The sequence below is a fragment of the Caldisphaera sp. genome (assembly GCF_046536515.1).
In the GTDB taxonomy this organism is placed as follows: Archaea; Thermoproteota; Thermoprotei_A; order Sulfolobales; family Acidilobaceae; genus Caldisphaera.
This window is the reverse complement of the sequence record NZ_JAWDMQ010000032.1, coordinates 1-15,798: the sequence shown is the minus strand read 5'-3', so window position 1 is coordinate 15,798 and position 15,798 is coordinate 1. Positions and strand designations below refer to the sequence as shown.

Sequence of the window (15,798 nt, the reverse complement as noted above, 5' to 3'; positions counted from 1 at the left end):
GATAAAAGAACAGAAAGATCGTAACTTAATTCTTTTCCCACAGTTCACACCCAAAATAAACTATTTAGAAGTAAGGATTAATAACTTTATACTATTTAGAATACATTATGACTTAACTTGCAAAGCTATCGGTATATGTTTTTATAATCGACATGTAAATAAAAAATAACTTTATTAAATTCAAAATTTCAAATAGAGATTATCTTAAATGATTAAATAATAAGAGTTTTTTATTGAAATAAGATTATAAACTAATAATTGTTTTCATTGATTTTGTTATTTTCTTTTTTTTAACACATCGCATGATAATATTGATTTGCTATAAGAGCTTACATGGTTTATAGCCAAATTTATTATTTCTATAACTTCTTTGTTATTTATAGCGTATATTGAGAATTTTCCTTTTTTAACCACATTTACTACGCCGCAATTCTTCAGGCATGAGAGGTGGTGTGATATTAACGATTGCGATTTACCTAAATTATTTGCGATGTCTTGAACTGATGATTCTCCGCTTTTAATTAAAAATAAAACAATCTCAAGTCTAGTCTTGTCAGCTAAAGCTGTAAAAAATGATCCCATTTCTGATATTAATGGTTCATTATTAGTCTTATTAGTTAACATATTTATCATCTATTTTTAATAAAAAACAGGAGATTTATAAATCTATATATGAACATTTATTCATATGTGAATTTATTAATTCTCATTCTTTTATACATTTGGTGAAATATATGAAAATGAACTTAAGAATTGATAATTCTGATCTCAAAGGAAAAGCGTGTGAGAATTGTGGGAAAGCTTTGACTCCAGAAGATGTTTATGTAAGGAAAATAGGAAGCGAATTGCATTATTTTTGTTGCTCTCATTGTGCTGATGATTTTGAGGGAAAAATGAGGGGTAAATAAAGTGAAAGATCTTATAATAATAGGTTATGGAGCAGCAGGATTTGCTGCATTGATAAAAGCTAACGAACTAGGAATAAAGCCCGTATTAATAGGTTACGGGCCAATAGGGGGAACATGCATTAATGTTGGCTGTGTTCCATCTAAAAAATTAATTAGTATTGCAGAAAACTATGCAAAATTAAGAAAAATTTTTAAAAAAGATGATTTTCCTCCTTATTTTGATTCATTTAAAGAAAAGGAAAATTTAGTCAATGAGATGAGAAAAACTAAATATGAAGATGTAATATCTTATTACGATGTTGAGCTAATTGAAGGAAAAGCTCATTTTATTTCAGAAAGAGAAATTAAGGTTAATAATTTAGTTATTGAAGGTAAAAAATTTATAATAGCAACTGGATCATCGCCAAAAATACCTAATATAAAGGGAATTAATGAAACAGGTTATTGGACAAATATTGAAGCTCTTTCTCCGCCAAATAGGATAGATTCTTTAGTAATTTTAGGTGGGGGTCCTTTAGGGTTAGAATTTGCACAACTATATAGAAGACTTGGAGTAGATGTTGCTTTGTTAGAGTACACACCATTATTATTGCCAAATTGGGAGCCAGAAATATCTTTAGAGGCAAGAAAAATCCTTGAAGGAGAAGGCATTTCAGTTATTACAAATGTAATTGTAAAAGAAGTTAAGAAGGTTAATGAAGGAAAAATTATTATTACCAACAAAGGTGAAATAATTGCAGATGAAATATTGATAGCAACTGGTAGAAAGCCAAACACTGATGATTTAAACTTAAAATCAGCTAATGTAGTATTGAATGAAAATAATGGAATCAAAGTCGATGACGAATTAAGAACAAGTAATAGCAATATTTTTGCAGCAGGCGATGTTATTGGCGAAAAAATGTTAGAACCATTAGCTGGAAGACAAGGTACGATAGCAGTTGAAAATGCAATTAATAATGTTCATAAAAAAATAGATATGCTGAGTGTACCTCAAACGGTATTTATAGAACCCAATGTATCTATGGTTGGTTTAACAGAAAATATTGCTTCAAGATATTATAAAATAGAATCTAGGTTAATTAGAATGAGAGATGTTCCTAAAGCTGGTATTTTGAATGAAGAGGAAGGTTTTATTAAAATGATAATTAATAAAGAAAATAGAAAAATTCTTGGAGTTCATTTAGTTGCAAAAAACGGTGCTGAAATAATAAATGAAGCAGCTCTGGCTATTAGAATGAGGTCTACGGTTGATGATATAATAGATACGATTCATGTTTTTCCTACTATGAGTGAATCAATTAGACTAGCTTCTTTAGCTTTCTATGGTGATATAAACAAAATGAGCTGTTGTATTTGAATTTTTAAAGTCTACAAATAAATCATTTTTATTATCTAGAAGAAATAGATTCTATAGTGTTGCATAGGCTCATGTCTACCAGCTTATTGATGAGTCTAACTATTGCATCAAGCCTTGCTATTTGTTCTATTAAGGTTATATCTGATATAGAAGAATATAGTCTAACACTTTTCATGGTTTTCTTTAGATTTTCTAACAAAATTTTTGCTTTTTTGGATCTGGAAGAGCTCCTATAAATTAGACCTCCTATAGCTTCTTGAAGAACTTGTTCAATTTTATTAAATATAATATTTAATATGATGGAACCTCTGGGGTCTATTTCTTCATTTTTTAAAGAAATAACATCTACTAGGAGTAGCTCACTTATTAACCCTAGCACAAGCCCTGTTGAAAACTCTATAATAGATTCTGGTTGCGAATCCTTATAGCTTGTTAAAAGTTTTCTAGCTAAAATATAGCCATATTTCTTTATTTCTATCGATGCTATATTAATTGCATTATCGAGAGGTTCTCTTTCTTGCATATATTTTGATATTGAATCTATTAATTGAACTATTACACTAAGCATATGTTTAAGAAGTAATTCTTCATCATAGACTAAATCATTTATTATGAATCTGATATTAGTATAACTCTCGTTTGTGTCTATATCTAATAAATATCCATAAGTTTTCAAAATATTAATCGAATCTTCATTTGCATTCTTAAATAAAACACCACTCATACCTTTTATTAGTCCACATAATATCACAGAATTAATATCAACACCATCTTTAAAGGATCTATTAATATCAATTTCAAACTTATTGTTTACTTTGTTATCTATATTTTTTGTTGGGGATATAATCAAATTATTGTTATGAATCTTTAGAATTACAGATTCTCCGGGATTTAATGAATTTTTGTTTATCCATTCTTTTGGTAAAACAATGGCCATGGATTTAGGCCCTACTTTAATTATTTTTCTAATATAATCACTTGTATCAAATAATGAATCCTGCAATATACCCACCATAATATATAATCAGAATGAAAAGCCTTATTTGTTTATGAAAATTTTTAATTAAACTATAAACAAATATTTACGAAGAATTTGGTATTTAAGCTTATGTTTGTATCTGTTACTATCTAAAAATATTATAGCCAATAATTAATGATTATTTCGAGAATCCCCTGCAAGGGTCAAGGTGATATTATTGAGCCAAACTATGATATTAGGTGGTTGCGTAACTCAAATGGAGGATCCTGATTCAAGAAAAGACACATTTTATATGATTCCATTTAAAGCGGTAAGATGTGTTTTGAATAATAATTCCATAGATCCTAAAGATATAGATTTTGTAATTCTTTCAAGCTATGATTTGATTGATGGTAGAATGATATCTAATATGTATAGTGGAATGTCTTCAGGAGGTTTTTTAAAATATGAATCTAGAGTTTCAGATGATGGAACTTTAGCTCTTGCATATGCAGATTCTCTTATAAGGTCGTATGAGGGAGAGCTAGGCCTTGTAGTTAGTTATGCAACGCAGGAAGTAGATCAATCTTTAGTTTCTTTGCAAACACTTGATCCATTTATTTATAGACCTATAGGGATTGATTATATAGCACAATTTGCCTTGCAAGCAACTACTTATTTGAACCAATTCAAATTAATGGCCAAATGGGATGATTTAGCATCTACAATTTTAATTAATGATAGAAAAGCAGCTATGAATAACCCAAGAGCTCATATTAGGAAAAGCTTAGATAAAGAGGAGATAACAAAAGATGATTATGTTGTATGGCCGCTTAGAAAAAATATGATACCACCTAGATCCAGAGGTGCAGTTGCATTACTTGTAGGTAATGAGCCTGCAGCTAGAGAACGTATGCTAGATGCAACAGTAGCAATAAAATCTATAAGATGGTATACAGATTCTTATTATTTTGGGCTAAGCAAGCAATTCCCAATAATTCTTCCATTGGCTAAAGCAGCTAGAGAAGCATACTTAGAGGCAAAAATATTTAATCCTTTAAAAGATATTAGTTTTTATGAGATTTCTGATGTTACCCCTGCGCATTATATGATGGAAATTGAAGCTCTTGGCTTATCTAAGATAGGAAGCTCGTGGCAACTTATTTCATCTGGAGACATTGGTCCAGATTCTTCAATTATTGTTAACAAGAGTGGAGGGTCACTTTCTACTGATCCTTATCCAGCTGGAGGATTATTAAAAACATATGAGGCGTATTTACAACTTATTGGCAACGCAGGTCCTAATCAGATAGATGGTTCAATAAAAACAGCCTTGGTTCATGGGTATTCATATATTTCTGGAATTATGGGTCAAACACATTCGGTTGTAATTCTTGAAAGGAGGTGAAATCATATGACTCCATCGAAAGTTGCAGTAGCAGGGATAGGAATTACAAAGTTTGGACGTAGATTAGATGCGACGCATCCTGATTTGGCATGGGAAGCAACAAAAAAAGCTCTTGATATGGCAGGAATATGGATCGATGATATAGATGCTGTAGTTTATGGCACTATGGATCCATTTGATGGTATTTCATCGCCAGAAAGATGGGATAGCGTTGCATATGGCGCTGGAAGGGGATCAGGTAAACCTATAATAAAAGTTACTACTGGGGGAACAACTGGGATGTCAATAGCTCTTGCTGCTCATGCACTTGTAGCTTCTGGCAGGTATAATATAGTATTGGCAACGGGAGTGCAAAAAGTAAGTGAAAATGTTGAAGCTCAACAAGTTCTTAATACAGCAGTAGATCCATTAACTGACAGGCCATTAGGCATAGGAGCTATAGCCGTAGGAGCCCTTCAAGCAAGTAGTTATTATTTTAAATATAATAAAAGAATTGAAGAATATATGGCGATTGTCTCATCAAAAAATAGAATTAATGGACTAAGAAACCCGGTAAATCATATAAAAATTAGACTGACCCCAGAAGAGGCTTTGATGTCTCCTTATTTAATTTGGCCGATAAAACTAACTGATTCATGCCCCAGCAGTGATGGAGCCGTATCAGTTATTATGGTTTCAGATAAAGTTGCAAAAAGAGTTGGTGATTCACATGCGTGGATTAAAGCAGTGGATTATTTATCAGATACTTATTGGTTTGGGAATAAATGGGATTCAGCAGACTGGACCAACCTAGGATTATTAGCAAGAAGAATATATAAGAAGGCTGGGATTAAAGATCCATTTAAATTCTTTGATGTTTTAGAGCTTTATGATGCTTTTTCAATACAAGAAATATTAGAATATGAAGCGCTTAATTTAGCTCCATCAGGATTAGGTACTAAATTGCTTGATGAAGGTGTGACAAAGCTCGATGGTCAATTACCTGTAAATCCTAGTGGGGGAGTTTTATCCTCGAATCCTGTAGGCGTCACAGGGCTTTGGAGATTCTCTGAAGCTTCTCTTCAAGTAATGGGGAAAGCAGGGGAACATCAAATTAAAGGCGTTCAGCATGCCTTGGCCCATGCTTGGGGAGGGGCTCTTCAATTTCATGCATTATCTGTGCTTTCTAGCTCGCCTGATTAGGGAGGTGTAGATATATGGGCGTAGAACAGCCTAGAGGACCTAAGGAAGTTTCAGGATTATTTGTTTTTCCAGGAAAGTGGGATATAGATTTTGAATATGCTGCAGGAAAAGTGCTAACAGAATTTTTTAAAAAATTAAAAGATAAAAAGATAGTAGGTTCAAGATGTCCATCATGTAAAAGGGTTTTAATGCCTCCAAGAGCATTTTGTGAAAGATGCTTAGTAGAAACAACTGATTTGGTAGAAGTAAAAGATGAAGGTGTACTCATTAATTTTATAATAGTTTATAGAAAATTCTACGGCCTTCCAGATCCTCCATATGCGGTTGGACTGGTAAAACTAGATGGTGCTGATGAACCAATGTTGCATTTTATTGGAGGGATAAATCTTTCTACTCCTGAAGAAGCATTGAAAATACTAAGGCCTGGCATAAGAGTTAAGGCCGTTTGGTCAGAAAATAGGGTTGGAAATATTATGGATATAAAATATTTCGCTCCAATAGGTGTAAATCAATGAGCACATTTAATTACTTTATACTTGAATACGATCTTCCATTTTTTACTAATGAACATAAAATCTTAAGAAAAAGTGTTAGGGAGTTTGCTGAAAAAAATTTGGCTCCTTATTCGAAGAAAATTGATATAACAAATGAATATCCAAGAGATTTAATGTTAAAGCTTGGAGAACAAGGTCTCTTGGGTATGAACATTCCAGAAGATTATGGCGGATCAAAATTAGATTCTATAGGAATTATTATAGCAATGGAGGAGCTTGCTAGAGTAAGCGGAAGCATAGCATTAATAACAGGAGTACAAGGCGGTTTAGCAGCATTCCCTATAGTTGGTTTTGGGACTGAAGATCAAAAAAAGAAGTATTTGCCTGATATTGCTAAAGGAAAACTTATAGGAGCTTTTGGTCTTACCGAACCATGTTGTGGTAGTGATGCAGCATCTTTACAGCTAAAAGCAGAAAAAAATAGAGATGGCTATACATTAACGGGTAGAAAAACCTATATAACGCAAGGTGCTTATGCTGATATAATAGTTGTTTTTGCTAGAACAGGAAAGCTCGAGGAACGGCATAAAGGAGTAACAGCATTTATTGTGGAAAGAAAAAAAGAAGGGTGTCCGGAAGTTTCACATTTAGAACCTATGGGATTTAGAGGAACTGGAACAGCTGAGCTGAAATTTGATAACTGTTTTGTACCAAAAGATAATATTCTTGGCCAAGAAGGGGAGGGATTTAAGATAGCTATGTTCACGTTAGATGAAGGTAGGATTGGTGCATCGGCAGTAGCATTAGGGTTAACTACTGCAGCTATAGAAGAAGCCTATTCTTGGAGTCTTCAAAGAGAGGCTTTTAATAAACCAATACATCAATTTGAAGAAGTTAGATTTCAAATTGTTGATATGGCAGTAAGGTTAGAAACTATGAGGCTTTTGGCATATATGGCAGCATATTTGAAAGATAAAGGAGACATGAGATATATTTGGATGGCCTCGGCTGCAAAACTTTTTACTGGGATATCAGCAAATGAAATTGCAGGTAATGCGGTAAGGATTTTAGGTGGATTAGGATATATTAAGGAATCTAATGTCGAGAGAATATATAGAGATGCAAAATTACTTGAAATTGGAGAAGGTACTAATGAAGTTCAAAAATGGGTTATGGGAAAAATCTTGTATAATGAGCTTCTTTTATAAGTACATGAGGGCTATTATTTTAAATATAGTTATATTTTTTCCTATAGTTAGTTTAACATATATTTAAAGTCTAAGTAAATAAATATATTCTTTTCATATGAGACTATGGATCATAGCTTTTAGAATGTATGTTTTATAAAATTTTTAATTTTCATTATTTAAATTTAATAAAAATAAATCCTTTTAATTTTTATTTTTATACATAATTATGTAGGTTTATAGCTATAATTCAAAATAAAACATATTGAAGAGGTGTCTTAATATTGGGAATAGGTCCTAATGGTAAATCTCTTCTTGAGCTTCTAAAAGAATCAGAAAATTTATATAATTCAACAGGTTGTTATTATGGATTATGTGGAGATTTATCGTTATATAAGAAAAATCCATTAAAATGGGAAAGAGATAGAGCCCGCCTTAAATCAATTATGGTTACTTCAAGGGAAATGGCCACGCATATAGCAGCATCTCCTATAACAAGAAGTATTGGAGAAACTTGTTGGGTTCTTTTTACGCCTGAAGGTGATTCTGTTGTAGTATCTACTGGGATAATAGTTCATGTACATACTATGAGCGAAGATATAAAATGGATGATAAAGAATGGATATGAAGAAAATCCAGGGATTAGAGATGGAGATATGTTTGTTGGCAATGATCCTGCTATTGGTAATGTACATACAACAGATGTTCATGAACTTACTCCAATATTTTATGATAAATCCTTAATAGGATGGGTTGGCTCAGTAACGCATCAGGTAGATATAGGTGCTAATACACCTGGTCATGATATAACTACAAGCACTTCTAGGTTTGAAGATGGACTTTATATGGAAGCTGAATTAACAGTAAGAGATGGAAAGATGTTCCCTCATTACTTTGAACGCTCAAGAAGAGGTGTTAGAACTCCTCTGTATTATGATTTAGATGAAAAAGCCAGAATAGCTGGAAACGAAATGGCTAAAAGAGAAATTTTAAAATTTGTTGAAGAAAATGGAGTTGAATATTATTTACAATTGATTAGAGAAATAATAGAAAGATCAAGAAGAGATTTTATGGAAAGAACAAAAGAAAGATTAGTTCCTGGAAGATATAGAGGTGTGACGTTTGCTGATTCTCCTTTAATATGGGAAGCATGGCAACCACAAGCTAAAGATGATTGGTTACACCCACTTTCAATGGAAATTAATATTAGAGAAGACGGATCATACCATATTGATATAGAGGGGAGTACGGGCACTGGACCATATTCTTGGAACGGCGGATTATCCCCGTTTATGGGAGGTTTCTGGGTTATTATGACTCAACTAATAGGTTATAGCGATATAATTAATGAAGGTTATGTAAAGGCTATCAATTTCAGATTCCCAGAAAAAAGTTGGGCATCAGATCCAAATCCCTATTTATCCAGACAAGTGCCTTGGTATTTTCTAATACCAGGTATGATTCCTTTATACAGAGCCGTAGCAAATGGTTCTTTTTCTAGAGGTATAGTTGAAGAGGGAGCAACCGGCTATGGAATGACTGCTGATGCTCTTCAAGGAGGAGGCTACACTAATGGGAGAACTGGCCATCCTCCAGGAATGTATTATCCTATTTCTACATTTGAAATAGCTGGGCAAGGTTTAGGTGCTAATGCCGTTAGAGATGGCCATGATTATGGTTTTGCTATGTGGAATCCTGAAGCTGATATAGGCGATGTTGAAGAATGGGAAAGAGTACAATGGGGTTTCGTTTATTTAGCAAGGAGGGTAAGGGCTAATTCAGCCGGTTATGGAGAGCATAGAGGAGGAAGTGGGTATGCTCATGTAGGAATATTTTATGGTAGTGAAAATAATATTTTACAGAATCTTAATATGGGTAAAACATTTGTAGCCTCTGGTCTTAATGGAGGGTACCCAAATGCAACTTCTTATACCTTACTTGCAAAAATTAATGCTGATTTTGAGGGATTAGTTAAGGATAAATTTAAATATCCTCTGGGTGATAACCCTTCTCAACCAGAATTTGAAGAAATGCTATCAAAATACATAAATTCTTCTATCGAGAGACTTGATTATGCAACTCATTATCCAAGAATTTTGGATGAATTTGAATTTTATTATTTTAAGCAGAATGGAGCTCCTGGTTGGGGTGATCCAATAGATAGACCTTATGATAAATGCGAAGAAGATCTAAATGAAGGAATATACACTCCAGATATAATGGAGAAAATATTTGGAGTAAAAGCAATATACGACTTTAGGAATGGTTTATGGAAAATTGATAAAGAGGCTTCAGATAAGCTAAGAGAAGAGATTAAAAATCAAAGACTTTCAAAATCTATTTCATTTAGTGATTTTTATAAAGAAGAAAGAAATATAATATTATCTAATAAATTAATCAGACCAATTGCAAAAATGTATAACGAACAAGCAATAATTTCGCCTAAATGGTGGAATGAATATAAAGAATTCTGGCAATTACCAGAATCTTTTATACCTAAAATAGAAAACATTGAGCAATATCGTGATAATGTATTAATGAAAAATAAAATGTTAATTGAAGATTATAAAAATTATTTGAAATCTATTGGTTATAATATAGATCAAATAAACTACATTACATTAGATAAGAGAAGGTGATAATATTGCCTAAACCAGTTATATTATCAATAGATACTGGAGGTACGATGTCAGATACAGTTTTGGTTAGCGAAGATAGTGATTTTGTTATAGGAAAAGCACAGACAACTCCTGAGTTTGAAGCTAAGGGAATAATTAATTCATTAAAGGATGCAGCATTCAAATGGAATCTTTCTGTAGAAGATGCTGTGAAAGATCTTAAAATTATTATATATACTGGTACTATAATGTTAAACAGGATTTTAGAGTATAAAGGTCTTAGTTCAATAGGAATAATAACTACAGCTGGCTTTGAAGATACATTAAAAATGGGTAGAAGTAGGCAAGCATGGAATACACTAAGTTATGGAGAAAGATTGCACGCAATATCTCATTTTCATCCAAAACCGTTAATACCTAGAAATTTGATAATGGGAGTTAGAGAAAGAGTATTGGTAACAGGAGCCGAAGCTATTCCTTTATATGAGGACGAAGTTAAAAAATCTGTAGAAACTTTAATCAATAGAGGAGTAACAAATATAATAATTATGTTTTTGAACTCATGGGCTAATCCATCCCATGAGATAAAGGCAGCAGAAATAGCATTAAATACGGCCAAAGAAATGAATAAAACTATTAATATATTTTTATCTCATAAAATTGCGCCCATTTTAGGTGAATTAAGAAGGCTTAATGCTGTGGTTATACAAGTTTATGCTGCTGAACCTTCTAGAAAACAATTCGAGCTTATGGATCAAGAATTTAGAAAGTCAGGTTTTAAAGGATCCTTATATGTATATACAAATTATGGAACACTTGTATCACCTTCGTTTGAAAGACTTATACACACCGTTAAGTCTGGCCCAAGTGGAGGAAATTCAGGAGTAAAGTATTTAGCGGATCTTTATAATTTAGATTACATTGTAGGTGCAGATATAGGAGGAACATCATTTGATGTAACTACTATCGTTGCTAAACAACCATTTATTGAACCTTATACTCTAGTAAGTAAATATGAAGTTGCTGTGCCTTCAGTCAAGGTTGATTCTATAGGTGCAGGAACCGGCTCTTTTGTGAGATTAGATCCTACTACAAAGTCCTTGCATATAGGGCCGGATAGTGCTGGCTATAGAATAGGAATGTCATGGCCAGAGGGTAAGGTTAATAATGTGACGCTTAATGATGTTATGTTGACATTGGGGTATTTGAATCCAGACTATTTCTTAGGCGGTTCAGTAAAATTGCATAAAGATATTGCAGTTAATTCAATTAAAGAACAAATAGCAGATGAGCTGAAAATAGATGTAATAGATGCGGCATGGGAAATATACAAGATGCAAACAGAAGAAATGAAATTTTATTTAGAATCATTAATAAGAGGTCTTGGGTTCTCACCCGAACTTTTTAGTTTTGTTATATATGGTGGGGGTGGACCTTCTATGGTAGCAGCAATATCTCAAGGGCTCAGATTTAATAAAGTAATGGTGCCTGAATTAGCACCTGCTTTTTCTGCATATGGTGCATCTTTATCTGACTTAGGTATAAGGCTTGAAAGATCATTAGAATCATATATTCCTCCTTTACCAGGCGTAGAGCCTAAAGGTATAGCTATTGATATGATGAATGGAATTGCCAAGTTGTTAAATATAAAATTAAGTGTAGAGGAACTAGAATCAGTAAGGGAGCTTTTATATACTAATTCAATGGAACTACTTAAGGCTGCATGGTCTCAACTTAAGGATGAAATAAAAGAAGAATTCGAAAAAGCCGGCATTAAAGGTGAGATTGCATGGAAGGGTGGAATTAGAATGCAGTATGCAGGTATGCTTGATGATATAGAAGTTTCTACAGACACGATAGATGTAACAAAAGAATTTCTCGTAAATATTTCAAATAAATTTGATTCATTGTTTGAAAAAATCTATGCTAGTTCAGCAAGAAGTAAGGAATTTGGTTATGTAATAACCAGAGCAATTTTAACAGGTTACATGTCAATGTCTAAACCATTCCTTAAAACTTTTCCTGAGGAAGGAACAGAGCCATCAAAAACTAGTTATAAAGGTACTAGAGAAATTTATTGGGATAATAAATGGGTAACAGCAAAAATATTTGAAATGGGTTTATTAAAACCTGGAAATGTAATTGAAGGGCCCTCAATTATTGAAGCGCCTGCAGCAACATTTGTTGTTCCACCTGGTTTTAGGACCCGCTTAGATAACCATAGGATCTTTTTATTAGAAGAGGTAAAAAGTAGCTCTTTAGGGGGTGAAAATAAATGAGCACAACGGATAAATTAAATGAAACAATAAAAATATTAGAAAGATTATTAGAAGATAAGGCTACTGATGAAGAAATTTTTAAAGTAATTACCTCAGAGAAAGACCCTATAACAAGATTTGATGCTATTATATCTTATTTCCAAAACAAGGTGCCATGGAAAGAGAAAATTCTTATGCCATTATCTAAACATCTATTTATAGTATGTAAAGATGGAACCCCTATAGTAAAGGCTGCATGCGGTTATGAATTTGGAGATTTTAGGATAAACTGGAAGGTGTTTGCTAATGTAAGAGTTAGAAGGACAAGAAAGGAATTTCTAGAATTATATCCATATTTTATGCACGGAGATCCAGATTGGGTTGAAATAAGAGAGTATATATGTCCCAAATGTGGTAAACTTCTTGCTGTAGAAGCTGTTCCGCCGGGTTATCCTCCAATATTTGAATATCTTCCAGATATAGTAACATTTTATGAAAAATGGCTTGGAAGAGAGTTTCCATGCAAAAAGGTGGAATTCAAGGATTTAACTAATGAATATATAAAGCAACATATAAATCCTTGAATAGGACTAACTTATAAAGTTATATAATTATTTATTTTTATCCATAAATATATGGTTTTACTTTTTTAAAATAATTGGTGGTAGCAATTGTCTGGAATTGAGCCTAAAATATTATGGGAGCCACAAACAAATTTTATAAAGAATTCTAATATGATGAAATATTCGGAATGGCTAAAAACTAATTATAAAAAAGATTTTGGAATATCAGAAGACCCTAAGAGTAACATAGAAGCTTATAAAAACTTATGGAAATGGTCGGTAGAAAATTTAGATGATTTTTGGGAATCTATTTGGTACTTTTCAAAGATAATTTCTCATTCTCAATATAAGAAAATAATAGAAAGCGGAGAAATGCCTAAAACTAAATGGTTTACAGGCGCAACATTAAACTTTGCTGAGCATGCTCTTAGATATGTAAAGACAAAACAAAATGAAGATGCTGTAGTATATTTACGAGAAGATGGGTTAAGGAAGTCATTATCTTGGAATGAATTAGAAAGGCAAGTAGCTTCTTTTTCCTCGTGGTTAAAAAATATTGGAGTTAAAAAAGGGGATAGAGTTGCAGCATATATAAGTCAAGTACCAGAAGGTGTCGTTGCTTTATTTGCTGCAGCAAGTATTGGAGCAGTGTGGGTTGCAGTAGGAGCTGAGATTGCTGCCAGAGCGGCAATAGATAGATTTAAATTAGTTGAGCCGACAGTTCTTATTGCTGTAGATGGGTATATTTTTAAGGAAAGTAATATTAAGAAAACACAGGATGTTGAAGATATTATAAAATCTGTTCCATCAATAAAAAATGTTATATTAATACCTAATTTGAATATCAATGAAAAAATAAATGCAAATAAGCCCATCTATATGTGGGATGAAGTAATACAAGAAAAGAAACAAAAAATAGAGTATGAAGCTTTACCATTTGATCATCCTCTTTGGATTTTATTTACTTCTGGAACTACTGGAATTCCAAAACCAGTAGTTCATTCGCATGGTGGTATAACATTAGAAGGCAATAAAGCTGCTCCAATGCATTTAGATGTAAATTCTAACGACAGATTTCTATGGTATTCTTCTCCTTCATGGATGATGTGGAATACGGTTATAATGGGATTACTTACTGGAGCAACAGCAGTCTTTTATGATGGAAGCCCAATGATTAAGAATTTAGAGCCGTTATGGGAGGTTGCAGAAAAAGAATCTTTAACAATATTAGGAACAAGTGCTCCATTTATTCATTCTTGTATGAAACTAGGGTTAAATCCTGGATCCCAATTCAAACTAAACAAGCTGAGAGAATTAGGTTCAACTGGATCCCCCCTCTCTCCAAATGGATTCGATTGGGTATATAAAAGCGTGAAAGAGAATATATGGTTAAATCCAGCTAGCGGAGGAACAGATGTTGTTTCAGGATTTGTTGGGGGATGTCCTATATTACCAGTATGGGAAGGAGAAATGCAATGTAGATGGTTAGGAGTTAAGGTAGAAGCATACAATAATGAAGGCAAACCAGTAATAAATGAAGTAGGGGAAATGGTTATTGAAAAACCTATGCCATCAATGCCGATATATTTCTGGAACGACCCTGAATATAAGTGGTATAAAGATAGTTATTTTAGTATGTTTCCGAATGTCTGGTGGCAAGGAGATTGGATTATGATTACTGACAGAGGCACTGCAATAATTTTTGGCAGATCTGATTCTACTATTAAGAGAAAAGGTGTAAGAATGGGTACACTAGATTTCTATAAGATAGTAGAATCATTACCAGAAGTTGTAAACAGCCTTGTTGTTGAAGTTAAAGGGAAAGTGCTTTTATTTGTTGTACTTAAACCTGGAGTTCAATTAACCGAAGAGCTAAAAAATAAAATAAACGAAAATCTAAAGAAAAATCTGGGTGCCTACTTTATTGCAGATTATATTATTCAAGTGCCCGATATACCTCAAACTTTTAACTTCAAAAAACTAGAAGTTCCAGTAAAGAAAGTCCTTCTTGGTTGGGATATAAGTAAATCAGTAAATCTGGCTAATTTGATTAATCCAGAAGCATTTTTCAAAGTAATTGAAGCTGGTAAACCAATAGCTGATAATATAAAGGAAGAGTAAATAAATAATTTAATGAGGATTTTAATAAATAATTTTTCATAAATAATGTTATAAAGAGGCGAACTACTACTTCCTTATGGCAGGCATCCTCACCTTGCGATGATGATTTCCTGCTTCTTAAAGAAACCTCGATTCGCCTTAAAGCGGATGTTCTATAAGCAGAACCATTTTGTAGTGTGGAAGACGGTTTACAGAAAGTTTACTCTCCACAGGCTTAAGTTCATTATTCCATAGGGTATAAATAGCTCTTACAGCCTAGGTCTGTAATACGTTTACGTAACTACTAGTTATTTTTAATTACTTCTAATCCTTTTAACGCTATTAAGTAAGCTGATGCAATATGCCTATCAAAACCCTTTTTCCTCATCACCTTTTCATGCTCCTCAGAATTTGTAGTACCCTTTGGATTAACCAACACAGCGTTAAAACCCAACCTTAAAGATTTAATAACACCGTGAATTAGCAAATGCTTCTTAGCAAAACGCGTTATCTTCCTATTACCGCTTTTACTCCTAGTAAACTTCCTCCTCTTAACTAGAAATAAATCCTCAAATACTACATAATCAACGCCAACCTTTGATAGGAAATTAAGGGCTTGTGAAAGAGCGTTTAACCTCAAAGCCATAGCTTTCCCTTTAGGAAAACCGTGGGAAACAACTTCAGAATACCAAAATGCTCTTTTTGCAATAATTTTCTTCTCTTTGTTAATTACAACAGCGTTCAACCTATCACTGTTTAAAT

12 protein-coding genes and 1 pseudogene are annotated in these 15,798 nt (G+C 32.9%); 10 read left to right on the top strand and 3 right to left on the bottom strand.

Annotated elements, in window-relative coordinates; all coding sequences use genetic code 11:
- Window positions 1–276 precede the first annotated feature (276 nt).
- Entirely contained in the window at window positions 277–633 is a 357-nt protein-coding gene (locus RXO53_RS05620; protein WP_410713271.1) for an ArsR/SmtB family transcription factor, read from the bottom strand.
- A 101-nt stretch (window positions 634–734) separates the two neighbouring features.
- On the opposite strand from RXO53_RS05620, the gene RXO53_RS05615 reads away from it, so the two are divergent.
- Together RXO53_RS05615 and merA are read left to right on the top strand one after the other, a co-directional pair.
- Complete coding sequence (locus RXO53_RS05615; protein ID WP_410713270.1) at window positions 735–908, top strand: transcriptional regulator; 174 nt, start codon at window positions 735–737, stop codon at window positions 906–908.
- A gap of 1 nt (window position 909) precedes the next feature.
- Window positions 910–2,268: a mercury(II) reductase gene (gene merA, locus RXO53_RS05610; protein WP_410713269.1), complete on the top strand. Its 1,359-nt coding sequence runs from the start codon at window positions 910–912 to the stop codon at window positions 2,266–2,268.
- Window positions 2,269–2,299: 31 nt separating this feature from the next.
- On the opposite strand, the gene RXO53_RS05605 is transcribed toward merA, so the two are convergent.
- Window positions 2,300–3,271: an AbrB/MazE/SpoVT family DNA-binding domain-containing protein gene (locus tag RXO53_RS05605; RefSeq protein WP_410713268.1), complete on the bottom strand. Its 972-nt coding sequence runs from the start codon at window positions 3,269–3,271 to the stop codon at window positions 2,300–2,302.
- 193 nt (window positions 3,272–3,464) lie between these two features.
- Here RXO53_RS05605 and RXO53_RS05600 point away from each other — a divergent pair, with 193 nt between their 5' ends.
- From RXO53_RS05600 to RXO53_RS05565, 8 genes are all read left to right on the top strand, one after another.
- Window positions 3,465–4,634, top strand: a complete 1,170-nt coding sequence (locus RXO53_RS05600) for a thiolase family protein (RefSeq protein ID WP_410713267.1) — start codon at window positions 3,465–3,467, stop codon at window positions 4,632–4,634.
- Window positions 4,635–4,640: 6 nt separating this feature from the next.
- Window positions 4,641–5,816, top strand: a complete 1,176-nt coding sequence (locus tag RXO53_RS05595) for a thiolase C-terminal domain-containing protein (RefSeq protein ID WP_410713266.1) — start codon at window positions 4,641–4,643, stop codon at window positions 5,814–5,816.
- A gap of 14 nt (window positions 5,817–5,830) precedes the next feature.
- Window positions 5,831–6,331, top strand: a complete 501-nt coding sequence (locus tag RXO53_RS05590) for a Zn-ribbon domain-containing OB-fold protein (protein WP_410713265.1) — start codon at window positions 5,831–5,833, stop codon at window positions 6,329–6,331.
- On the top strand, window positions 6,328–7,518 hold the full coding sequence (locus RXO53_RS05585) for an acyl-CoA dehydrogenase family protein (RefSeq protein WP_410713264.1): 1,191 nt from the start codon (window positions 6,328–6,330) through the stop codon (window positions 7,516–7,518). The genes RXO53_RS05590 and RXO53_RS05585 overlap by 4 nt, the downstream gene beginning before the upstream one ends.
- 263 nt (window positions 7,519–7,781) lie before the next feature.
- Window positions 7,782–10,136 (top strand): hydantoinase B/oxoprolinase family protein, encoded by a 2,355-nt coding sequence (locus RXO53_RS05580; protein ID WP_410713263.1) that lies wholly within the window; start codon window positions 7,782–7,784, stop codon window positions 10,134–10,136.
- A gap of 5 nt (window positions 10,137–10,141) precedes the next feature.
- On the top strand, window positions 10,142–12,394 hold the full coding sequence (locus RXO53_RS05575) for a hydantoinase/oxoprolinase family protein (protein WP_410713262.1): 2,253 nt from the start codon (window positions 10,142–10,144) through the stop codon (window positions 12,392–12,394).
- The gene (locus tag RXO53_RS05570) at window positions 12,391–12,957 is read left to right on the top strand and encodes an acetone carboxylase subunit gamma (RefSeq protein ID WP_410713261.1); all 567 of its coding nucleotides are present in this window, start codon (window positions 12,391–12,393) and stop codon (window positions 12,955–12,957) included. Before RXO53_RS05575 ends, RXO53_RS05570 begins: the two co-directional genes overlap by 4 nt.
- A gap of 87 nt (window positions 12,958–13,044) precedes the next feature.
- Window positions 13,045–15,057: an acetoacetate--CoA ligase gene (locus RXO53_RS05565; RefSeq protein WP_410713260.1), complete on the top strand. Its 2,013-nt coding sequence runs from the start codon at window positions 13,045–13,047 to the stop codon at window positions 15,055–15,057.
- Between the two features lie 283 nt (window positions 15,058–15,340).
- On the opposite strand, the pseudogene RXO53_RS05560 reads toward RXO53_RS05565, so the two are convergent.
- A pseudogene (locus RXO53_RS05560) lies at window positions 15,341–15,798 on the bottom strand (hypothetical protein); the annotation flags it as partial.